Origin of the sequence: Streptomyces sp. NBC_01477, from assembly GCF_036227245.1 — a bacterium.
In the GTDB taxonomy this organism is placed as follows: Bacteria; Actinomycetota; Actinomycetes; order Streptomycetales; family Streptomycetaceae; genus Actinacidiphila.
Genome location: NZ_CP109445.1, coordinates 4019271 through 4040436, shown reverse-complemented (window position 1 = coordinate 4040436; position 21166 = coordinate 4019271). Strand labels below are relative to the sequence as shown.

Annotated in this window: 15 protein-coding genes and 1 pseudogene; 8 read left to right on the top strand and 8 right to left on the bottom strand. The window is 73.2% G+C overall.

The features are described from left to right. Positions 1 to 75: 75 nt before the first annotated feature. From OHA86_RS16805 to OHA86_RS16785, 5 genes are all read right to left on the bottom strand, one after another. Complete coding sequence (locus OHA86_RS16805; protein WP_329176269.1) at positions 76 to 1032, bottom strand: alpha/beta fold hydrolase; 957 nt, start codon at positions 1030 to 1032, stop codon at positions 76 to 78. A gap of 13 nt (positions 1033 to 1045) precedes the next feature. After that, positions 1046 to 1549, bottom strand: a complete 504-nt coding sequence (locus OHA86_RS16800) for a phage holin family protein (protein ID WP_329176267.1) — start codon at positions 1547 to 1549, stop codon at positions 1046 to 1048. A 92-nt stretch (positions 1550 to 1641) separates the two neighbouring features. Continuing rightward, complete coding sequence (gene nhaA, locus OHA86_RS16795; protein ID WP_329176265.1) at positions 1642 to 3036, bottom strand: Na+/H+ antiporter NhaA; 1395 nt, start codon at positions 3034 to 3036, stop codon at positions 1642 to 1644. 177 nt (positions 3037 to 3213) lie between these two features. Next, positions 3214 to 5172 carry an acetate--CoA ligase gene (gene acs, locus OHA86_RS16790; RefSeq protein ID WP_329176263.1) on the bottom strand — a complete coding sequence of 653 codons (1959 nt, stop codon included), beginning with the start codon at positions 5170 to 5172 and terminating at the stop codon, positions 3214 to 3216. 87 nt (positions 5173 to 5259) lie between these two features. Beyond that, on the bottom strand, positions 5260 to 7536 hold the full coding sequence (locus OHA86_RS16785) for a bifunctional SulP family inorganic anion transporter/carbonic anhydrase (protein WP_329176261.1): 2277 nt from the start codon (positions 7534 to 7536) through the stop codon (positions 5260 to 5262). A gap of 264 nt (positions 7537 to 7800) precedes the next feature. On the opposite strand from OHA86_RS16785, the gene OHA86_RS16780 reads away from it, so the two are divergent. Further along, positions 7801 to 9198: a hypothetical protein gene (locus OHA86_RS16780; protein ID WP_443071754.1), complete on the top strand. Its 1398-nt coding sequence runs from the start codon at positions 7801 to 7803 to the stop codon at positions 9196 to 9198. Here the strand turns inward: OHA86_RS16780 and OHA86_RS16775 are convergent. Beyond that, complete coding sequence (locus OHA86_RS16775; protein WP_329176258.1) at positions 9179 to 10207, bottom strand: ATP-binding protein; 1029 nt, start codon at positions 10205 to 10207, stop codon at positions 9179 to 9181. The genes OHA86_RS16780 and OHA86_RS16775 overlap by 20 nt on opposite strands. Before the next feature lie 106 nt (positions 10208 to 10313). On the opposite strand from OHA86_RS16775, the gene OHA86_RS16770 reads away from it, so the two are divergent. Then, on the top strand, positions 10314 to 11174 hold the full coding sequence (locus OHA86_RS16770) for an oxidoreductase (protein WP_329176257.1): 861 nt from the start codon (positions 10314 to 10316) through the stop codon (positions 11172 to 11174). A gap of 365 nt (positions 11175 to 11539) precedes the next feature. Here OHA86_RS16770 and OHA86_RS16765 read toward each other — a convergent pair whose 3' ends face one another. Then, complete coding sequence (locus tag OHA86_RS16765) at positions 11540 to 12385, bottom strand: HAD family hydrolase (RefSeq protein ID WP_329182441.1); 846 nt, start codon at positions 12383 to 12385, stop codon at positions 11540 to 11542. Positions 12386 to 12823: 438 nt separating this feature from the next. Here OHA86_RS16765 and ssd point away from each other — a divergent pair, with 438 nt between their 5' ends. From ssd to OHA86_RS16735, 6 genes and pseudogenes are all read left to right on the top strand, one after another. Continuing rightward, positions 12824 to 13933, top strand: coding sequence for a septum site-determining protein Ssd (gene ssd / locus OHA86_RS16760; RefSeq protein WP_329176255.1), 1110 nt, complete (start codon positions 12824 to 12826; stop codon positions 13931 to 13933). Then, positions 13930 to 15084 carry a TadA family conjugal transfer-associated ATPase gene (locus OHA86_RS16755; RefSeq protein WP_329176253.1) on the top strand — a complete coding sequence of 385 codons (1155 nt, stop codon included), beginning with the start codon at positions 13930 to 13932 and terminating at the stop codon, positions 15082 to 15084. The genes ssd and OHA86_RS16755 overlap by 4 nt, the downstream gene beginning before the upstream one ends. 259 nt (positions 15085 to 15343) lie before the next feature. Further along, positions 15344 to 17248, top strand: coding sequence for a type II secretion system F family protein (locus OHA86_RS16750; protein ID WP_329176252.1), 1905 nt, complete (start codon positions 15344 to 15346; stop codon positions 17246 to 17248). 264 nt (positions 17249 to 17512) lie between these two features. Next, positions 17513 to 17650: a DUF4244 domain-containing protein gene (locus tag OHA86_RS36100; RefSeq protein ID WP_443071753.1), complete on the top strand. Its 138-nt coding sequence runs from the start codon at positions 17513 to 17515 to the stop codon at positions 17648 to 17650. Continuing rightward, the gene (locus OHA86_RS16740; protein WP_329176251.1) at positions 17637 to 18065 is read left to right on the top strand and encodes a TadE family type IV pilus minor pilin; all 429 of its coding nucleotides are present in this window, start codon (positions 17637 to 17639) and stop codon (positions 18063 to 18065) included. Before OHA86_RS36100 ends, OHA86_RS16740 begins: the two co-directional genes overlap by 14 nt. Then, a pseudogene (locus OHA86_RS16735) lies at positions 18062 to 18370 on the top strand (Rv3654c family TadE-like protein); the annotation flags it as partial. The gene OHA86_RS16740 and the pseudogene OHA86_RS16735, both read left to right, overlap by 4 nt. A gap of 15 nt (positions 18371 to 18385) precedes the next feature. Here the strand turns inward: OHA86_RS16735 and OHA86_RS16730 are convergent. Further along, a complete protein-coding gene (locus tag OHA86_RS16730; protein WP_329176250.1) occupies positions 18386 to 21010 on the bottom strand; it encodes a DEAD/DEAH box helicase in 2625 nt (874 codons plus the stop codon). Positions 21011 to 21166 lie beyond the last annotated feature (156 nt).

Here is a 21166-nt window from a genome sequence, read left to right as displayed (position 1 = left end):
GCCCGGCATTTTAAGCGACCATCAGATGGTCGTACCGGTGCGGCGGGAGGGCGTCATCGGCGCGGGGCGCCACGGTCAGCGGTCGGGTTCCGGGTCCTTGAGCCAGTTGATCAGCTCGGCGGAGAAGGCCACCGGATCCTCCTCGTGCGGGAAGTGCCCGAGGCCGTCGAAGAGCCGCCAGCGGTAGGGCGCCTCGACGTATTCGCCGCTGCCCGCCGCGCTGCCCGTCCTGATCGCCGGATCGAGTGAACCGTGCAGGTGCAGTGTCGGCACCCTGACCGGACGCTTCATCCTGCGGTTGAACTGGATGCCGTCCGGGCGCGCCATCGACCGCACCATCCAGCGGTACGGCTCCACCGCGCAATGTGCGGTGGACGGGATCTGCATCGCCCGCCGGTAGACGTCGATCGCCTCGTCGTCCAGCAGCGACGGCCCCGACCAGGCGTGGATCAGCTTCCCGACCAGCGCCGCGTCGTCCGCGACCAGCTGCCGCTCCGGCAGCCACGGCCGCTGGAAGCCCCAGATGTACGCCCCTGAACGGCTCTGCCGCAGATCGGTCAGCATCGCGGTGCGCCAGCGGCGCGGGTGCGGCATCGAGCAGACCGCGAGCCGGCGCACCAGCTTGGGCCGCATCGCGGCGGCCGTCCAGGCCAGATAACCGCCCAGGTCATGGCCCACGAGCGCGGCGTCCGGCTCGCCGAGGGAGCGGATCACCCCGGTCACGTCGAGGGCGAGATTGCCGGGGTCGTAGCCGCGCGGCGTACGGTCGCTGCCGCCGACCCCGCGCAGGTCCATCGCCACCGCGCGGAAACCGGCGTCGGCCAGCGCGGTGAGCTGGTGCCGCCAGGTCCACCAGAACTGCGGGAAGCCGTGCAGGAACAGCACCAGCGGCCCGTCACCGACCTCGGCGATGTGGAAGCGGGCGCCGTTGGCCGCCACGTCACGGTGGGTCCAGGGGCCGTCAGGCCGCGCCACCGACGCGCTCGACCCACCCTTCTTCCAGGGGTTTCCCGGTCCGTCGGCGAGGTTCATGCAGCAGAGCGTGTCACATCTTGGCCTTCACCGGGGCGTCGGTGGTGGGCAGCACGCGGGAAGCCTCCGTCGCCCCGGCGCGCAGCACGGGCACGGCGCCGTCGGTCAGCTCGCGCGGATGCGGCTTGGCCCTCTGCAGCACCGCGGCGGTCTGCTTCGCCGACGTGATCGAGCGCTCCGGCTTCTTCACCTTCTTGAACCGCCCGTACGCGAACGCACCGAGCAGCAGCGCGATCACGACGTAGGCGCCGCCCACGATCAGGAACGACCAGCCGAGGGTGAGGCCCAGCGCCTGGATGCCGTACGCCGCGGCGAAGCTGAGCATCGGCACGGCGAAGACGGCCAGTGCCAGGGCGCCGATGATGGCCGCGCTGCCGAACGCCGCCCGTTTGGCGTCCTGCCGCAGCTCCGCCTTGGCCAGGGCGATCTCGTCGTGCACCAGGGCGCTCATCTCCGCCGTGGCGGCGGCGAAAAGCTGCCCGATGCTGCGGCTGTCACCGTTGTGGGCTGCGCTCATCGCGTCCTCCGTCATTGCGTCGTCCACTGCAGGGGCGGTACGGCTTCGGGCCTGACACTGGCTTTCCTCACCGTCGCTCACCCGATCATGCCTCAGATGTTGTCAGGCCCGCCGTCACGGCGGGCCAGTTGGGCGAGCCTGCGGTGTTCCGCGGCCTTGCGCTCCAGGATCTCGGCCATCCGGAGGTGGTAGGCGGGCTCGTCCTGCTCGTAGACGTCGGGGATGCCGTCGCCGTCCTCGTCGCGCTCCTCGGTGTCGTACAGCCGCCGGTAGGTGTTGTTGCGCAGCTTGAGCAGGGTCGCGGCCAGCACCGCGGACACGACGGAGCCGACCAGGACGGCGGCCTTGACCTCGTTGGTGAGCAGCGGATCGTCGTCGAAGGCGAGTTCGCCGATCAGCAGGGAGACGGTGAAGCCGATGCCGGCCAGTGTGGAGAGCGCGAAGACGTCGGGCCATGTCAGGTCGGGGTTGAGCCGGGCACGGGTGAAGCGGGCCGCGCACCAGGTGCCGCCGAAGACACCGACGGTCTTGCCGGCCACCAGGCCGATGACGACGCCCAGCGTCTCGGGCCTGCCGAAGACGTCGCCCAGCGCGTGCCCCGACACCGTCACACCCGCGCTGAACAGCGCGAACAGGGGTACGGCCAGCCCTGCGGACAGCGGCCGGACCAGGTGCTCGATGCGCTCGCCGGGGGATTGCCGCTCGCCTTCCCGCGTGGTGCAGCGCAGCATCAGGCCCATGGCCACGCCCGCGATGGTGGCGTGCACCCCGCTGTTGAGCATCAGTGCCCAGGTGACCAGCGCGAGCGGCAGGTAGACGTACCAGCCGCGCACCTGGGCACGCAGCAGCAGCCAGAAGAGCAGCAGGCAGGCGGCGGCGCCGGCCAGTGCCGCGACGTTGATGGTCGAGGTGAAGAAGACCGCGATGATCAGGATCGCGCAGAGGTCGTCGACGACGGCGAGGGTGAGCAGGAACGCGCGCAGGGCGGCCGGCAGGGCGGTGCCGATGACGGCGAGGACGGCCAGCGCGAAGGCGATGTCGGTGGCCGTGGGGACGGCCCAGCCGCGCAGCGAGCCGCCGCCCGCGCCGCTGACCACCGTGTAGACGAGCGCGGGCACCGCCATGCCGCACAGCGCGGCGATGACGGGGAGGGCGGCGGCGGCCGGCGTACGCAGCTCGCCGGCGACCAGTTCGCGTTTGAGTTCGACGCCGGCGACGAAGAAGAAGACGGCGAGCAGGCCGTCGGCCGCCCAGTGCGCCACGGACAGGTGCAGGCCGAGCGCGGACGGCCCGAGGTGGAAGTCGCTGGCCGCCTCGTAGCTGTGGCGCAACGTGTTCGCCCAGATGAGTGACACCACGGCGGCCAGCAGCAGCAGTACGCCGCCGACGGTCTCGGTGCGCAGGGCGTCGGCGACGAAGTTGCGCTCCGGCAGTGAGAGCCGGGACAGCAGGACAGCGGTGCGGCGGCGCCTGGCTTCGGACGACACGGGGCGGCCTCCTGCGGAGTCGTGGACCGGCTGTGGACACAGCTGTGCTGTGTGCCGACCAGACTTCCCGGCGCGCCCATAAGTCTTGTCGCGATCTCGTCGCGACGTGTTGTCAGCCTAACCCGAACGGGCGAGGGCGTCCCACTGCCGGGCGGGACGCCCTCGCACGCTGCCGGGTCAGTCCTCGCTGGCCGCGCTGGGCAGCCTGGTCTGGATCAGGTCCATCACGGAGGAGTCGGTGAGGGTGGTGACGTCGCCCAGCTCGCGGTTCTCCGCGACATCGCGGAGCAGGCGGCGCATGATCTTGCCGGAGCGGGTCTTGGGCAGCTCGGAGACGATCAGGACGCGCTTGGGCTTGGCGATCGGGCCGAGGGTCTTGCCGACATGGTCGCGCAGGGCCGCCACCAGGTCGGCGCTGTCCTCGGCGGAGCCGCGCAGGATGACGAAGGCGACGATGGCCTGCCCTGTGGTGGCGTCGGCGGCGCCGACCACGGCGGACTCGGCGACCTTGGGGTGCGAGACGAGCGCGGACTCGACCTCGGTGGTGGAGATGTTGTGGCCGGAGACCAGCATGACGTCGTCCACCCGGCCCAGCAGCCAGATGTCGCCGTCGTCGTCCTTCTTGGCGCCGTCGCCGGCGAAGTAGCGGCCGGGGAAGCGGGACCAGTAGGTGTCGATGTAGCGCTGGTCGTCGCCCCAGATGGTGCGGAGCATCGAGGGCCACGGCTCGGTGAGCACCAGATAGCCGCCCGATCCGTCGGGCACCTCCTGGGCCTCGTCGTCCACGACGGTGGCGGCGATGCCGGGCAGCGGGGTCTGTGCGGAGCCCGGCTTGGTCGCGGTGACGCCGGGCAGCGGGCTGATCATCATGGCGCCGGTCTCGGTCTGCCACCAGGTGTCCACGACGGGGGTCTTTCCCGCGCCGATGTGCTCGCGGTACCAGACCCAGGCCTCGGGGTTGATCGGCTCCCCGACGCTGCCCAGCACCCGCAGGCTGCTCAGGTCGAACTTCGCGGGGATGTCGTCGCCCCACTTCATGAACGTGCGGATCGCGGTGGGCGCGGTGTAGAGGATCGTGACGCCGTACTTCTGCACGATCTCCCAGAACCTGCCCTGGTGCGGGGTGTCGGGGGTGCCCTCGTAGATCACCTGGGTCGCGCCGTTGGCCAGCGGTCCGTAGACGATGTAGGAGTGGCCGGTGACCCAGCCGATGTCGGCGGTGCACCAGTAGACGTCGGTGTCCGGCTTGAGGTCGAAGACGGCGTGGTGGGTGTAGCTGGTCTGGGTGAGGTAGCCGCCCGAGGTGTGCAGGATGCCCTTGGGCTTGCCGGTGGTTCCCGAGGTGTAGAGGATGAACAGCGGGTGCTCGGCGTTGAAGGCCTCGGCGGTGTGCTCGGCGGACTGGCGGCCGGTGATCTCGTGCCACCACACGTCGCGTCCCTCGGTCCACGCGACGTCCTGTCCGGTGCGGCGGACCACCAGGACGTGCTCGACCTGCGGGGTGCGGGAGACCGCTTCGTCGATCGCGGGCTTGAGCGCGGAGGGCTTGCCGCGCCGGTAGCCGCCGTCGGCGGTGATGACGAGCTTGGCGTCGGCGTCATCGATGCGGGAGGCGACGGCGTCGGCGGAGAAGCCGCCGAAGACCACCGAGTGCGCGGCGCCGATCCGGGCGCAGGCCAGCATCGCGATGACCGCCTCGGGGATCATCGGCAGATAGATCGCGACCCGGTCGCCCGTGGTGACGCCGAGTTCGCCCAGCGCGTTGGCGGCGCGGCAGACCTCGTCCTTGAGTTCGGCGTAGCTTATCGCTCGGCTGTCGCCCGGCTCACCCTCGAAGTGCAGGGCGATACGGTCGCCGTGCCCGGCCTCGACGTGGCGGTCGACGCAGTTGTACGCGACATTCAGCTCGCCGTCGGCGAACCACTTGGCGAACGGCGGGTTGGACCAGTCCAGCGTCTGGGTGGGCTCGGTCGCCCAGGTCAGCCGCCGGGCCTGCGCGGCCCAGAAGCCCAGCCGGTCCGCCGCGGCCTGCTCGTACGCCTCCGCGGTGACATTCGCGGCGGCGGCCAGCTCCGGCGGAGGAGCGAACCGCCGCTCCTCCTTCAGCAGGTTGGCCAGGCTCTCGTTGCTGCTCACGCCAGCTCCTTGTCAGGGTGTCCCAGATGTCCCAGCACTACCTCATCAGTCCTGACGCAGCCTGACAAGGGTTCACTCCGAAATGGTTTAGACCTCTGTGGCCAGCCCGTACGCCTCGGGCCCGTGGCCACCGCCGATGACCAGGGCCGTCTGCCGTCCGGCCTCCGGCCCTACCGCCGCGAACACACCTGTCGGGCGGTCCAGGATGTACGCCTGCGCCTCCCCGACGTGGAAATACATGCCGTGCAACTGGAGCGCCCCCTCCGAGACCCGGCGGGCCACACACGGATGGGCCATCAGATGCTCCAGCTGCTGCACCACATTGACCAGGCTGAGGCGTTCGTGGTCGTCGGCCACCGGGCGGTCGGCGAGCGCCACTTCGCCGCGCCCCAGCCGGCCTACCCTGGACAGCCGGGCCAGGCTCGGTCTGCCGTGCCGCAGCCAGCGCGCCAGCGGTGTCTGCGCGCCCGGCTCGTGGTCCGAGCCGAGCAGCGCCTGCATCGCGCCGCACCCCGAATGCCCGCACACCGTGATGCTGGAGACCTCCAGTACGTCCACCGCGTATTCGACGGCGGCGGCCACCGAGTCGCAGGAGGCGTCGGAGCCCGGCGGCGGCATCAGATTCCCGACGTTGCGGACCGTGAACAGATCACCGGGGCCGCTTGAGGTGATCATGCTGATGACCAGACGGGAGTCGGCGCAGGTGAGGAACAGCTGCCCGGGCCGCTGTCCTTCGCGGGCCAGCCGTGCCAGCTCCTCGCGGACCAGCGGTGCCGTATTGCGCTGGAAGGCGCTCACCCCGTCGAGCAACTGCCCGCCGCTGGTGGCCGGCACCGATTCCGACCGGGTGCAGTGGTGGTTGCGCCACGACGTCCACGGACGGCAGGCGTGCGCGCCGAGCGGTTCGGCGACCGCCCGTCCCGCGCCGTCGCCGAACACCGCACGGCCGCCGCGCGACCTGTGCCGTACGCCCCAGCCGCGCAGCGCCTCGTACGCCGCGTGGTCCATGAACGACCCGTCCAGTTCCACCACGGCGTCGGCCCCGTCCGGGATCCGGGCGAGCGCCCTGGTCAGCCGCGGCACCGCCAGGAACGTCAGCTGCCCGGTCACCCGCACCCGGTGGCCCTGCGGCTCCTCGGTCACGGTGACCTGAGTGCGGGTCAGCCCGCGCAGTGCCTGGAGGACGGCCACCGCGCCGCCCGCGACGACCCCTTGCAGCACCCCGAAGACGACCACCGTGCCCAGCGTGGCCGCGTAGACCGGGAATTCGCGGTGCCGGTGGATGTGGCGGATGTGCGCGAAGCTCACCATGCGCACCCCGACCAGCATCACCAGGGCGGCGAGTGCGGCCAGCGGGATCGCGCCCAGCGCGCGTCCGGCGAGCCCGGCGCACAGCAGGACCCACACTCCGTGCAGCACCGTGGCCCGCCGCGTCCGCGCGCCCGCTTCGACATTGGCCGAACCGCGCATCGCGCCGCCCGCGATCGGCAGTCCGCCGAGCAGCCCTGACAGCACATTGGACGCGCCCTGGCCCAGCAGCTCGCGGTCCAGCTTCGCCGGGGCGGCCTGGGCGCCCGCCTGCCGTCCGGCCTGCAGCGCGTCCACCGCGACCGCCGACAGCAACGACTCCATGCTCGCCACCAGTGTCACGGTGAGGACCACCGCGGCCACCCCGAGGACCGGCCCCCCCGGCAGTGCGGGCAGCGCGGGCGCCTGCCAGGCGGGCGGGTCGACCCGGGGCACGGAAAGCCCCGCGGCGGCCAGCGTCGCCAGCGCCACCGCGGCCAGCGGGGCGGGGACCTTCCGCAGCGCCCCGCCCGTCCGGCCGCCCAGCCGCGGCCAGCCGAGCAGCACGAGCACCGTGATCGCGCCGATGAACGGGGTGACGGGATGGCTGTCGGTCAACTGGCCCGGCAGCGCCGCGATGTTGTCGACGGTCGAATTCTGCGAACTGCCGCCGAGCACGACGTGCAGCTGGCCGACGGCGATGACCGTACCGATACCGGCCAGCATGCCGTGCACGACGGCCGGGCTGACCGCGAGGGCCGCCCTGGCCACCCGCAGTGCCCCGAGCAGCAGTTGCGCCAGCCCGGCGAGCACGGTGATGGCGCAGGTGGCCCGCCAGCCGTAGCGCTGGACAAGATCGGCGGTGACCACGACGAGGCCGGTGGCCGCGCCGCTGACCTGGAGCGGCGCCCCGCCGAGCGAGCCGGCGACGATACCGCCCACAGCCGCGGCGACCAGGCCGGACTGCAGGGGTGCACCGGTCGCCAGCGCGATGCCGAGCGACAGGGGGACGGCGATCAGGAAGACCGTGATCGAGGCGGACAGATCGGATCGGTGGAGATTTCTGCGGAGTCTCATTTTCCCGTCTCCTTCGGTGGGCGGCGGGACTCGGTAGCGCAGCGTTAGCACTTGATCGTCTCAAGAGCTGGTAAATGGAGAGTAATGGATCGAATGCGGAGAGTGAAGTGCGGAGGTCGGATCCAGGGCTTATTTACTGCTATCGAGTGATTCAGCAGATGAACGGGCCGGTCGATTCGGCCACGCCGGGTCACCGTGCCAGCTTGGGTCCAGCTGGTGGATACCCGCGCCGACCCCCTGCGATGCGAGGTACGAATGCACTGCGTGCGCAAGACGCCCAAGCTCGCCGCCGCGGGCGCCGCAGCCGTCGTGCTGGCCATGGGCGTCACCGGCTGTTCCGCGGGTGCGGACGGCCGCCGCGGCTCGGACGGCCCCGGCGGACCCGGTATCGAGGCGGCACCCCGAGCGCCCCGCGTGCTGCGGTCGATCGGTGACGGGTCCACCGCCGACACCGGTCCGCAGCCGCACCAGCCGGCCTTCCACCGGCTGCGTCCCGGCGAGAAGCCGCCGCAGTTCGTCGTCTTCTCCTGGGACGGCGCGGTCGAGGACGGCCGGCGGCTGCTGTCGTACGTCCGCGGGGTCGGTGAGCGCGACGACGCGGCGATGACGTACTTCCTCAGCGGGGTCGGCCTGCTGCCCGCCGACCGCAAGGACCTCTACACGCCGCCCCGCCACCCCCGCGGCGCCGCCGACACCGGCCTCACCGACCGCGCCACCATCGCCGACACCCTGCACGAACTGCGGCTCGCCTGGGCGGACGGCAGCGAGATCGGCACGTACTTCAACGCTCACTTCTGCGGCCAGGACGGCGGCGCCGCCGACCAGCCGGCCGACGCGGGTGCGGCAGGTACCGCCGTCGCCGAGGACGCCGCCGACAGCGGTCCCGGGGCCTGGACACCCCAGGAATGGGCCGGTGAGATCCGGCAGGCGCAGGACTTCACCCAGCGCTGGAAGACCAACACGGGCCTGACCGCGCTCGATCCGCTGCCCTTCGACTACGCCAAGGGCGTCGTCGGCGGACGCGCTCCCTGCCGCACGGACCCGGCGGGGCTGCCCCCGGCGGCGAAGGCCGCCGGATTCCGCTACACCGCCGACCCCTCGGGGCAGCCGCAGATCTGGCCGGCGAAGACCGACGGGCTGTGGCACTTCCCGGTGCAGGACATCCCGGTGCCCGGCCGGGACGTCGAGACGCTGTCGACGGACGAGGGCTTCTTGTCGGTCCAGTCGGGAACACCGGACAACGGAACCGAGGACCCCGGGCAGTACGCCATCTGGGGCCGGCAGATGCACGACGGCCTGATCGCCGGTTTCGACCGGGCCTATCGCGGCAATCGCGCGCCGCTCGTCATCGGCGGTCACCTCGAGTCCTGGAACGGCGGCGTCTACCTGAAGGCCGTCGAGGACACCGCCAAGGAGGTGTGCGGGCAGCAGGACGTGCGGTGCGTGTCGTTCAAGCAGCTCGCCGACTGGCTGGACCTGCAGGATCCGAAGGTGCTCGACCGGCTGCGCGGCCTCGACGTGGGGCAGGCCCCGAAGGGCGGCTGGAAGTCCTTCGTCCGCCAGGCGCCGGCGGCTCCGGCCGCACCTGCTGCTCCGGCCGCGCCCGGGGCGCCCGCCGCCCCGGGGGTGCCGTCCGGGCCGGTCAGGCCGGCTGCGCGCTGACCGCGGGCCTCGCGCCGTCCTGCGCCGCGGGGCCGCCGAGCGCGGTCTCGCCCAGGACGAAGCCGGGGTCGATCTGGGCCGCCAGGTCGGCCCCGGTCCTCGCGTTTCCCCAGCTCTCCGCATTCTTGCGGTGGAAATGCGCCATCTGCCGCGTGTAACGCGCCCAGTCACGGCGCTCGTACGCGGCGTCGGCCCGCTCGTGCAGCGTGCGCAGGGCGCACCGGTTGGCCTCCTCCAGCAGCTCGAAGCGCGGCGGGCGGCCCTTCTCCATCGCACGCACCCAGTCGGAGTGCCCGACGGTGACCAGCAGGTCGTCGCCGACCTCGGCACGCAGGAAGGCCAGATCGTCCTCGCCCTGCACCTTGTTGCCGATCACGGCGAGCGCGACACCGAAGTCGCGGGCGTAGTCCCGGTACTGCCGGTAGACGGCGACGCCCTTGCGGGTCGGCTCCGCCACCAGGAAGGTCACGTCGAAGCGGGTGAACATCCCGGAGGCGAAGGAGTCGCTGCCCGCGGTCATGTCGACGACCAGATAGTCGTCCCGGCCGTCCACGAGGTGGTTCAGATACAGCTCCACCGCGCCGACCTTGGAGTGGTAGCAGGCGACACCGAGGTCGGACTCGCTGAAGGGGCCGGTCACCATCAGCCGGACCGCGCCGTCGTCGAGCGCCACCGTGCGGGCGCAGGCGGTGTGGACCGGGTCGTCGTCCTCGGTGAGCCGCAGCAGACGGGAGCCGGAACCGGGCGGCGTGGTCTTGATCATCGCCTCGGCCGAGGCGATCCGCGGGTTGGCGCCGCGCAGATACTCCTTGATCTGCGGCAGGTGCGCGCCGAGCGCGGGCAGGGCTGCGGCCTCGTCCTCCGTGAGGCCGAGCGCCGGGCCGAGGTGCTGGTTGATGTCCGCGTCGACGGCGACGACCGGGACGCGGACGGCGGCGAGATGACGGATGAACAGCGAGGACAGCGTGGTCTTGCCGCTGCCCCCCTTTCCGACGAAAGCGATCTTCATGTTCGCCAAGCGTAGCCGTATGATCACGGAGAATGAGCAGGTGGAGTGGGGAAAGCCACTCGATCGTGGTCGATTGCCGTGTCGCGCGGTGCGTAGGGTCGTGTGCATGGCTACGAACGCTGATCCGTCCGCCGCCCAGGGGCTGTCCACCGACCCGATGGTCGTACTCGGCACGCTGCCCGGCGTACCCGAGGCCGTCGACGCAGTCCGGCAGGCTGTGGACAAGCTGTACGGGCACCGGGTGATGCGCCGCCGATCGGATGAAGTGACCTCCGAAGCGGCCCTGCGCGCGGCCCGCGGTTCCGCGGCGCTGGCCGGCGCCGACTGGTCCCTGGAGGAGGTCCGCAGACGCAGTGACTTCTCCGCCGACGACCAGGCCCGTGCGGTCGGCGCGGCATTGCGACTGACCGCGGAGGCCGGCCAGCTGCTCGGTGTGTGGCGCCGCTCGCCGATGCAGGCGCTGGCCAGGCTGCACCTGGTGGCGGCGAGCGGTGCGGCCATGGACGCGACGGTCGGGCGGCCGAGGCTCGCCGGTGAGCCTGTGGACGAGCCGCTGTTCTCGGCGGCGGAGATCGACCTGCCCGAGCCCCCGGAGGTCACCGCCCGGCTCGACGGCCTGACCGCGCTGCTGCTGGCCGGCACCGCGGCGCCTGCGCTGGTGGTGGCGGCGGTCGTGCACGGTGAGCTGCTCTGTTTGCGCCCGTTCGGCTCCTTCAACGGCCCGGTCGCGCGGGCCGCGGAACGCATCGTGCTGATCGGCAGCGGCCTGGACCCGAAGTCCATCTGCCCGGCCGAGGTCGGCTACGCGGAATTGGGCAGGGCCGACTATCTCAAGGCCCTGGAGGGTTACGCGTCGGGCACTCCCGAGGGTATGGCCGTATGGATCGGTCACTGCGGCAGGGCCTTGGAGCTCGGAGTACGTGAGAGTGTGGCCGTCTGCGAGGCTCTGCAGCGCGGCGCCGCCTGAGCGGACACTGCACGGCGGCGTCCTGGCCCCGGTACGTCCCCCGCTGAGGGGTGCGTGCTGCGGCCGGAAGGGGTTGCGGCGGCACCGTGGTGGTGCCGCCGCTGACACGTCCGCCGGGTTACCAGTGCGTGCGCGAATTCTGCCCATCAGGTCGGGGACTTCGCCCGTTACCTGGTGCGGCTGGCCCGGTTGGCGGGTCGGCTACGCGTGGGTGCCCGGCTTCCATGCTCGGTCCGTGGGGCCAACTGCTGTGATCTGCGGTCTTCCTCTCGGAAGTCCGTGGTCTCGCGGGCCGCTACATCCTTTTTACCGCCGACCGGCCAGTAGCGGAACCCCTGGCTACGCTTCTTTGCTTCTGGGTGGAATCATGACAAAACAACCGGCCGCCGCCGACGGGCCGCCAGCCAGACCAGCCCCGCGGTGGCGGCTGCCGCGCCCAGCGCGGCTGCGGCCAGCACCGGCCTCGGCGGCATCGACAGCGACGGGATGCGCTGGTTCAGGCGCACCGGACGGTTGAAAGTGAGCACCGGCCACTCGCGCGCCGCCGCCTCCCGGCGCAGCGCGCGGTCCGGGTTGACCGCGTAGGGGTGGCCTACCGACTCCAGCATCGGGATGTCGGTCACCGAGTCGCTGTAGGCGAAGCACCGCTCCAGGTCGTAGCCCTCCGAGCGGGCAAGTTCCTCGATCGCGTCGGCCTTCGCGGGGCCGTAGACGTAGTGCTCGATCTCGCCGTTGTACGCCCCGTCCTTCACCACCATCCGGGTGGCCACCACATGGTCGGCGCCGAGCATGCCGCCGATGGGTTCGACCACCTCGGAGCCGGAGGCACTGACGATGACGACATCTCGGCCGGCGGCGTGGTGCTCCTCGATGAGCGAGGCGGCCTCGTCGTAGATGATCGGGTCGATCAGGTCGTGCAGGGTCTCTGCGACGATCTCCCGCACCTGCTGGACATTCCAGCCGCGGCACAGCTCGGAGAGGTATTTGCGCATGCCTTCCATCTGGTCGTGATCTGCGCCGCCGACCAAGTACACGAACTGGGCATATGCGGTACGCAATACCGCTCGCCTGTTGATGAGACCGCCCTGGTAGAAGGATCGCCCGAAGGCGAGCGTGCTGGACTTGGCGATCACGGTCTTGTCGAGATCGAAGAACGCCGCGGTGCGCGGTGGCAGGTGGTTTTCCACAGGACGAGCATAGGCAACCACCATTCGGCGTAAGGTCCGGCGCGTGGGTTTGCTCTGGAAGGCCATCGGGTACACCATGGAAGTCACGGATCGTTCGCGACCGTGCTAACCCGGTCTGGCTCCTCCCCCCCCGAGTCGGACCGTGGGGACGACCCCCGCTCTCCCCCCCGGCGGGGGTCGTCGCATGTCCGGACCCGTTCTGCCGCGTTCGGCCGGGTCGTGTGCCGTGCTCGTCCATGCCGGTCTCCTTCGCGTGCGCGCGGGCTTTGACAGATACGACGTGTGACGTTCCGTAATCGTTGCCGGATCGGCGTGAAGTCACTCGTGCGAGTGGCGAGTTATCCACAATCGCCGAGTTGTCCACAGATTCCGACCAAGATCATCGCAATTCCCTCTTCTCCCCCCAAGCTGATCTCAGCGACGCACGCCGTGCTCGCATCACAAGCGACGGGGGACAGAGAAATGTTCGGATCCATCACGCCCGGGCCACTGCGGGCCGCAGCCGAACGGCCGGGCGGACCGCTGATTGTCACCGAGGACGAAAGACTCCTCGACGATCTGCTACGACTGTGCGCGGCCGCCGGTTCGGAACCGGAAGTCGTCTTCACCGCGCCACCGCGCGCGTCGAGTTGGGACAGCGCCCCGCTGGTCCTGGTGGGCGCAGAGGCGACCGAGAGGGTGCGCGGCACCGCACGCCGCAAGGGCGTCCTGCTCATCGGGCGGGACCTGGACGACTCCGAAGTGTGGCGCAGAGCGCTCGACATCGGGGCCGACCATGTGCTGCTGCTGCCCGACGCGGAGAGCTGGCTGGTCGACCGGATCGCCGATATCGCGGAAGGGGTCGGCCAACCCGCCCTGACCATCGGAGTGGTGGGCGGCCGCGGCGGCGCCGGCGCGAGCACGCTGGCCTGCGCCCTCGCCGTCACCGCGGCACGGGCCGGCCGCCGCACCATGCTGATCGACGGCGATCCGCTCGGCGGCGGCCTCGACATCCTGGTCGGGGCCGAAAGGACCGGCGGGCTGCGCTGGCCCGACCTCGCCGATTCACGCGGCCGGGTCAACAGCGGGGCGCTGGAGGAGTCCCTGCCGCGGCTCGAATCGCTGAGCGTGCTCAGCTGGGACCGCGGGGACTCCGTGCTCGTCCCGGCGCAGGCCATGCGGTCGGTGCTCGGCGCCGCCCGGCGGCGCGGCGGAGTGGTGGTGGTCGACCTGCCGCGCCGGGTGGACGAGGCGGTCGCCGAGACACTGGCGCAGATCGATGTCGGACTGATCGTCGTGCCCGCCGAATTGCGGGCGGTCGCCGCTGCCACCCGGGTCGCGGCGGCCGTCAGCATGGTCCTCAAGGACCTGCGGGTGGTGGCCCGCGGCCCTTTCGCCTCCGGGCTCGACGACCGCGAGACCGCCCGGCTGGTCGGACTCCCGCTGGCCGGCGAACTGCCTTTGGAGGGCAGGGCGGTCGACGCGCTCGACGGCGGTGGACCGCCGGGCTCGTCCGGGCGCGGACCGCTGGCCCGTTTCTGCACCGCCTTCCTCGCGCAGGCACTGGCCGGCGGCGGGAGCGTGCCGGTATGAGCACGGAATTGCTCGACGCCGTTAGGCTCCGGCTGGCCGAGCACGGCGGCGAAGCGACACCCGCCAGGGTCGCGGCGGCGCTGCGCGCCCAGGGCCGGCTGCTCGGGGACACCGAAGTGCTCGGCGTGGTCGGCGCGCTCAGGTCGGAACTCGTCGGTGCGGGACCACTGGAGCCGCTGCTCGCCGACCCTCAGGTCACCGACATCCTGGTCAACGGTCCTGACGAGGTGTGGATCGACCGCGGCCGGGGTCTGGAGCGCGGCACCGTCCGCTTCGCCGACACCGCCGCTGTCCGCAGGCTCGCCCAGCGGCTGGCCACCAGCGCGGGCCGGCGGCTGGACGACGCCCGTCCCTGGGTCGACGCTCGGCTGCCGGACGGCACCAGGCTGCACGCGGTGCTGCCGCCGGTCGTGGTCGGATCGCCCTGCCTGTCCCTGCGGGTGGTGCGCTCCCGCGCCTTCACCCTCGGCGAACTCGTCTGCGCGGGCACCCTGGACGCCGGGACCGCCGCACTGCTGCGGTCCGTGCTGGACGCCCGGCTGTCGTTCATGATCAGCGGCGGCACGGGCTCGGGCAAGACAACCCTGCTCAGCTGCCTCCTCGGCCTGGTCGATCCCGCCGCGCGCATCGTGCTCGCCGAGGACTCCGCGGAATTGCGTCCCGACCACCCGCATGTCGTCCGGCTGGAGACCCGCCCGGCCAACCAGGAAGGGGCGGGCGAGGTCACTTTGCGGGACCTGGTCCGGCAGGCGCTGCGGATGCGTCCCGACCGGCTCGTGGTCGGCGAGGTGCGGGGCTCCGAGGTCACTGACCTTCTGAGTGCGCTGAACACCGGTCATGAAGGGGGCTGCGGCACTGTTCACGCGAATGCTGCGGCGGACGTCCCGGCCCGGCTGGAAGCGCTCGGCTCGACCGCGGGCCTGGACCGGGCCGCCTTGCACAGTCAGTTGGCGGCGGCGCTGTCGCTCGTCATCCATCTGGCCCGCGACACCGCGGGCCTGCGCCGGGTCGCCGAGATCCACGTACTGCGCCGCGGGGCGGACGGCCTGGTCGGCACTGTGCCCGCGATGTTTCGCGACGGCCGCGGCCGGGTCGAACACGGCCCGGGCTGGGCGCGGCTGACGGAACTGTGCGCCCGGGGTGCGGCATGAGCGCGGCGGTCAAGCGGACGCGGATGGCCCGCGGCCGGCGGTGGTGGCGGGGGCGAGGAGTCGGCTTCCGCTCGGCGCGGGCGCTGGGGAGCCTGCGGGGTGCGTCCAGGGGCCGGCGGCGGTGCGTGTCGGGGTCCGGCGTGCGGTGGTTCGAGCCGCCGGGACGTGGCCGAGGGCCTGTGCTCCGCAGCCGGTGGCGGTGGCGGGTGTCAGAGGTCGAACTGCGGCTGGGCCACGCGCCCGGGAGCGGGGGGCCGTCATGAGGGCGACTGATCCGATGGCGGTGGTGTGGGCGGCCGTGCTGTGCGCGTGCGTGCTTCTGTGGACGGCGCTGGAAGGCGGCGGGCCGCGGCGGCGGGCGCACCGGACGCTCGGCGCGACCCGGCAGGGCGGGCCGAAACGGCGGCGGGCGCGCGGCGGATCCGGCGGGGAGCGGCTGCGGGAGGCGGCCGTGGGGCTGCGGTGCCGCGTGGAGCGGTATGCCGCCCTGCGGGAGGCTGGCTGGCCGGGGCGATGGTTCGGACGTGCGGTCCGGTTGGGGCGGTGGGCCGGCGTGGAGACGCTGTGCCTGCCGGCCGGGGCGGCGCTGGCGTTGTCGACCCGGTCGGTACTGCCGCTGCTCGCCGGTGTCGCCGCGATCCCGCTGACGCGGCGTGCGCTGCGGCGGCGGGCCGAGCGGGCGGCGGCGGATCGCGGCGCCGCCGCGGTCGGCGCGCTGTGCGGCGCACTGGCCGGTGACCTGCGGGCGGGCCGCCCGCCGCATGCCGCGCTCGGCGACGTGGTCGAGGCAGCCGGCTGGCCCGATGCGCCCGAGCTGTCCGGCGCGGCCCGGCTGCTGCTGTCGGCCGCCAGATTCGGCGGTGATGTGCCGCAGGCCCTGCGGGCGGCGGCCCGGTTGTCGGAGGGCACGAGGGGCCTGGCCGCGATGGCGGCGTGCTGGCAGGTCGCGGTGGACGGCGGTGCGGGCCTGGCCGCCGCGCTCGACAGGGTGGCCGCAGCACTGCGAGCCGAGGCCGACCAGCGCGACGACCTGCGGGCGCAGTTGGCGGGGCCGCGGTCCACCGCGGGGCTGCTCGCGCTGCTGCCGCTGTTCGGCATCGTCCTGGGCGCGGGTCTCGGCGCCCGTCCGGCGGTGATCCTGCTGCACACCCCGACCGGCCTGGTGTGCCTGCTGGCGGGCGGCCTCCTGGAATGGGCGGGGCTCGCCTGGACGGCCCGGATCATCCGGGCTGCGGAAAGCGGGCGCGGCTCTGGCGCCGGCCGTACGACGCCCGTGGACGGTACGGGCGGGCCGGCGCGGTGGGACAGGGCCGGGCTGCCGGGCGGGCCGGACCGGGGGCCACGGGCGCTGACGCTGGCGGCGTTCGCGGGCGCCGGGTCTGTCCACAGCCTGGGGACAGCGGTGGCGGCACTGGCTGCGGGCGGCGCGGCACTGGTCGTCGCCGTCGACGGTGGGCGGCAGCGGAAGCGGGCGCGCCGGCTGCGGGCGGCGCTCGGCGAGGTCCGTCCGCGCCGGACGGAGGCCGGCCGGTTGCGGCAGGCGGTGGACGGGCCGGCGCGGCGGTGGGGTCCCGCGGCAGCCGCCGGGCTCATGGCGGGCGTGCTCGCCGGCGGAGCGCTGGGCGTCCTTGTGGGGCTGCTGGCGGCCGCCGGGGCCGGACGGGTGCTCAGCGGCCTTCGGAGGGCCGCAGGCGGCCGCACGGCACCCTCGGTGCCCGATCCGGCGCAACTGCCGCTGTGCGCCGATCTCATGGCCGCCTGCCTTGCGGCCGGGGCGACGCCGGGAGTGGCGGCCGGTGCGGTCGGCAGCTGTCTTGGCGGGTCGCTGGGGGACGCGCTGATACGGGCTCAGGCCGAGTTGCGGCTCGGCGGGGACCCCGAGGAGTGCTGGCAGCGCTTCGGCGGGCTGCCCGCCGCCCGCGAGATGGGCCGGTGCCTGGCCAGGGCCTCCACGACCGGCAGCGCGCCGGTGGCGGAGATGTCCCGCCTCGCTGCGGACCTGCGTGCCGCGCACGGCCGGACGGCTCTCGCGGGGGCCAGGCGGGCCGCAGTGATGGCGACCGCGCCGCTCGGCCTGTGCTTCCTGCCGGCCTTCCTGCTGGTCGGCGTCGTGCCGGTGGTGATCGGCCTGGCAGGGGCGGTCCTCGGCGCCGGGAGCGGCTGAACCCCGCACAGCGGCCGTTCGCAGACCAACCACACACCCGGGGCGTGGTTCCGCATGCCCCGGATCACCTCAGGACCGGCGCTGAGCCGATCGCGAAACAACCCGAAACGGGAGGAATCAGTAATGAATATTTCCAGGACGGCTGCCCCGCGGTCTTCGTCACCGGTGCCGCTCGACGTGAACAGCCGCAGGACGGGCGCACGCCGCCGGCCGGCGTGGTGGGACCGCAGGACGCGCGCGTGCCGGGCGGCGGCCGAGGCGGGCATGAGCACGGCGGAATACGCCGTCGGGACGATCGCGGCGTGCGGCTTCGCGGCCGTGCTCTACAAGATCGTGACCAGCGGACCCGTGCGGTCCGCGCTCACCGCGGTGATCGAGAAGGCACTCCATGCGTCGTTCTGACCGCCGCGCGGCTCCCGGTCGCGGCGTGCGTCCGGGACCGGGCGCCGGTCCCGGACGGCTGTCGGCCGGGCACGACGAGCGCGGGTATGTCACGGCCGAGACGGCGATGACCATTCCGGTGCTGATCGTGCTGGCCGGGGTGCTCATCTGGGCCGTGATGGCCGCGGCGGCGCAGGTCGAGTGCGTGGACGCGGCGCGGGCCGGGGCGCGGGCGGCGGCCAGGTCGGAGCTGGACGCCGAGGTGCTCCGGGTGGCGCGGGAGACCGCGCCGTCCGGGGCACGGGTGAGCGTGGGCCGGGCGGGCGACCTCGTCACCGTGCGGGTGACCGTGCCCCGGCCGCGCTTCCCGGTCACCCTGACGGCGCAGGCCGCCGCCCTCGCCGAGGACACCGTGGGCGGAGGTGGCGGCCCATGACCGGGTGGAGCCGGCGCGGCGACCGGGGGTCGGCCACGGTGTGGTCGCTGGGGATCGTCGCCGTGCTGCTGACGCTCTGCGCGACCGGGCTCTACCTCGGCCAGGCGGTCGTCCTGCGGCACCGGGCGGGCGCCGCGGCGGACCTGGCGGCCCTCGCCGCCGCCGACCACGCGCTGGACGGCCGCAGTACCGCCTGCGCCCTCGCCGCCGAGGTCGCGCGTGCCCAGGGCGCCCGGCTGGCGAGCTGCGCGGTCACCGGCGAGGTCTCGGATGTGGTGGCGGAGGTCGGCGGAGCGCGGGTGCGTTCCCGCGCGGGACCGTCACTCGACGCGGGACCGGCCCCCGCCGTTCCCGTCGCCGCGCCGCTGGGCCGGGTCCGCCCCGGCGTGGGGAACGGCCGGGCCGCTGTTGTGGCCGGGGTCTTCGGAGGGCGGGACCGGGTCCGGCGCGGTGTCGGTGTCCGCCGCGTCGGCGGTGGAGGTGCCGGCCGGGGCGTCGTCGTGGTCGGCACCGGCGGCGGGCGGGGCATCGGAGGGCCGGGGCGCGCCCGGGCCGGTGCCGGTGGCGCCGGAGGGAGGCTCGGCCCCGGGAGCGGAGGAGAGCAGGCAGTCGAGGAGGCGGACCGCCGCGGCCTTGTCCAGCGGGTCGTTGCCGTTGCCGCATTTGGGCGACTGGACGCAGGAGGGGCAGCCGAAGTCGCATTCGCAGGCGGCGATGGCCTCGCGGGTGGCGGTGAGCCAGCTGCGGGCGGTGTGGAAGGCGCGTTCCGCGAAGCCCGCACCGCCGGGGTGGCCGTCGTAGACGAAGACCGTGGGCAGGCCGGTGTCGGCGTGCAGCGGTACGGACACGCCGCCGATGTCCCAGCGGTCGCAGGTGGCGAAGAGCGGAAGGAGGCCGATGGAGGCGTGCTCGGCGGCGTGCAGGGCGCCGGGCAGTTCCTCCGGGTGGATGCCGGCGGCGTCCAGCCGGTCCTCGGTGACGGTCCACCAGACGGCGCGGGTGCGCAGGGTGCGCGGCGGGAGGTCGAGCTTGGTCTCGCCCATGACCTCGCCGCTGACCAGCCGGCGGCGCAGATAGGACACCACCTGGTGGGTGACCTCGACCGAGCCGAAGTGGATGCGGGCCTCGCCCCAGGGCTCCTCGATGTCGGCGGCCAGCACCCGGACGGCGGTGGTGTCGCGGGCCATCGTGGAGTAGGGCGGGTCGGCGCGGGCGACCAGGGCGACGCTGTCGTCGAGGTCGAGGCGCTCGACCAGGTAGCTGCGGCCCTGGTGGAGGTGGACGGCCCCGTCGTGGACAGCGGTGTGGGCCGAGGAGGCGTCCACCGTGCCCAGCAGGCGTCCGGTCGCCGACTCCACGACCTGGACCGGCTTGCCGCCCTCGCCGCGGATGTCGGTGAGGTCGGCGGCGCGCTCCCTGCGGGTCCAGTACCAGCCGGTGGCCCGGCGCCGCAGCAGCCCGCGCCGCTCCAGCTGCCCGACGAGCGCGGGCGCCTCGGGGCCGAAGAGGTCGAGGTCGTCCTCGGTGAGCGGGAGCTCGGCCGCGGCGGCGCACAGGTGCGGGGCGAGGACGTACGGGTTGTCCGGGTCGAGGACGGTGGATTCGACGGGCTGCTCGAAGATCGCCTCGGGGTGGTGGACGAGATACGTGTCGAGCGGGTCGTCCCGGCCGACCATGACCGCGAGGGCGCCCTGCCCCGAGCGCCCTGCCCGGCCGGCCTGCTGCCACAGCGAGGCGCGGGTGCCGGGGTAGCCGGCCAGCAGGACGGCGTCGAGCCCGGAGATGTCCACGCCCAGTTCCAGCGCGGAGGTGGAGGCGAGGCCGAGCAGCCGGCCGGAGTGCAGGTCACGTTCGAGGGCGCGGCGTTCCTCGGGGAGGTAGCCGCCGCGGTAGGCGGCGACCCGGGCCGGCAGCGAGGGGTCGATCTCGGCAAGCCGCTCCTGGGCGATCAGGGCCACGAGTTCCGCGCCGCGCCGGGAGCGGACGAAGGCGACCGTGCGGACGCCCTGGAGCACCAGGTCGGTGAGCAGCTCGGCGGCCTCGGCGGTGGCGGTACGGCGGACCGGCGCCCCGTGTTCGCCGGACAGCCGGGTCAGCGGCGGCTCCCACAGGGCGAAGGCGAGTTCGCCGCGCGGCGAGGCGTCGTCGGTGACCTCGGCGACCTGGACCCCGGTGAGCCGGGCGGCGGCGCGTGCCGGGTCGGCGGAGGTGGCCGAGGCGAGCAGGAAGACCGGCTCGGCTCCGTAACGGGCGCACACCCGCCGCAGCCGGCGCAGCACCTGGGCGACGTGCGAGCCGAAGACACCGCGATAGCTGTGGCACTCGTCGATCACGACGTAGCGCAGATGGCGCAGGAAGGAGGACCAGCGGGCGTGTCCCGGCAGGATGCCGCGGTGCAGCATGTCCGGGTTGGTGAGCACGTAGGTGGCGTACTGCCTGACCCATTCGCGTTCCTCGACCGGCGTGTCGCCGTCGTAGAGCGCCGGGCGGATCGCGGCGCCCAGCGGCGCGGCGAGGGCGCTGACGGCCCGGCGCTGGTCGGCGGCGAGGGCCTTGGTGGGCGCCAGGTACAGCGCCGTCGCGCCGCGCCCGCCGGCGCCCGGGGCGTCCGCGCCGTCCAGCAGCGCGCTGAGCACCGGCGCCAGATAGCCCAGCGACTTTCCGGATGCCGTGCCGGTGGCGACGACCACCGACTCGCCGCGGGCCGCGTGCTCCGCCGCGCGCGCCTGGTGCTCCCACGGACGGTCGATCCCGGCCGCCGCGACGGCCGCCACGACCTCCGGCCTCACGCTCTCCGGCCACAATGCATGACGTCCGACCCGCGGGGGCAGGTGCTCCGTATGGGTGATGCGTGCGGCCCGGTCTGCCCCCGTGGCAAGCCGCTCCAAAGCGGTGCGGGGGGACGGGCGGCCGTGCGCCGACTGCGGAAGTTGATCCTGGGCCATCGGCACTCAGTGTGTCACCGGCGTGACGGACAATCGCAGTAAGGCGTCGTGCTGGCCCACTGCGAAGTGATTGAATGCCATCGCGGCTGCCGGTCCTTCCCCTACCTTCGGTGGGAAGGCCCCTACTCCTCGGTGGGGAGGCCCCTGGGGGAGCCG

Bases quoted from the DNA above. Each gene is read 5' to 3' on its own strand.
- OHA86_RS16805 (WP_329176269.1), bottom strand. From the start codon at position 1,032: ATGAACCTCGCCGACGGACCGGGAAACCCCTGGAAGAAGGGTGGGTCG.
- OHA86_RS16800 (WP_329176267.1), bottom strand. From the start codon at position 1,549: ATGAGCGCAGCCCACAACGGTGACAGCCGCAGCATCGGGCAGCTTTTC.
- OHA86_RS16785 (WP_329176261.1), bottom strand. From the start codon at position 7,536: ATGAGACTCCGCAGAAATCTCCACCGATCCGATCTGTCCGCCTCGATC.
- OHA86_RS16775 (WP_329176258.1), bottom strand. From the start codon at position 10,207: ATGAAGATCGCTTTCGTCGGAAAGGGGGGCAGCGGCAAGACCACGCTG.
- OHA86_RS16770 (WP_329176257.1), top strand. From the start codon at position 10,314: ATGGCTACGAACGCTGATCCGTCCGCCGCCCAGGGGCTGTCCACCGAC.
- OHA86_RS16765 (WP_329182441.1), bottom strand. From the start codon at position 12,385: ATGGTGGTTGCCTATGCTCGTCCTGTGGAAAACCACCTGCCACCGCGC.
- ssd (WP_329176255.1), top strand. From the start codon at position 12,824: ATGTTCGGATCCATCACGCCCGGGCCACTGCGGGCCGCAGCCGAACGG.
- OHA86_RS16755 (WP_329176253.1), top strand. From the start codon at position 13,930: ATGAGCACGGAATTGCTCGACGCCGTTAGGCTCCGGCTGGCCGAGCAC.
- OHA86_RS16750 (WP_329176252.1), top strand. From the start codon at position 15,344: ATGAGGGCGACTGATCCGATGGCGGTGGTGTGGGCGGCCGTGCTGTGC.
- OHA86_RS36100 (WP_443071753.1), top strand. From the start codon at position 17,513: ATGAGCACGGCGGAATACGCCGTCGGGACGATCGCGGCGTGCGGCTTC.
- OHA86_RS16740 (WP_329176251.1), top strand. From the start codon at position 17,637: ATGCGTCGTTCTGACCGCCGCGCGGCTCCCGGTCGCGGCGTGCGTCCG.
- OHA86_RS16730 (WP_329176250.1), bottom strand. From the start codon at position 21,010: ATGGCCCAGGATCAACTTCCGCAGTCGGCGCACGGCCGCCCGTCCCCC.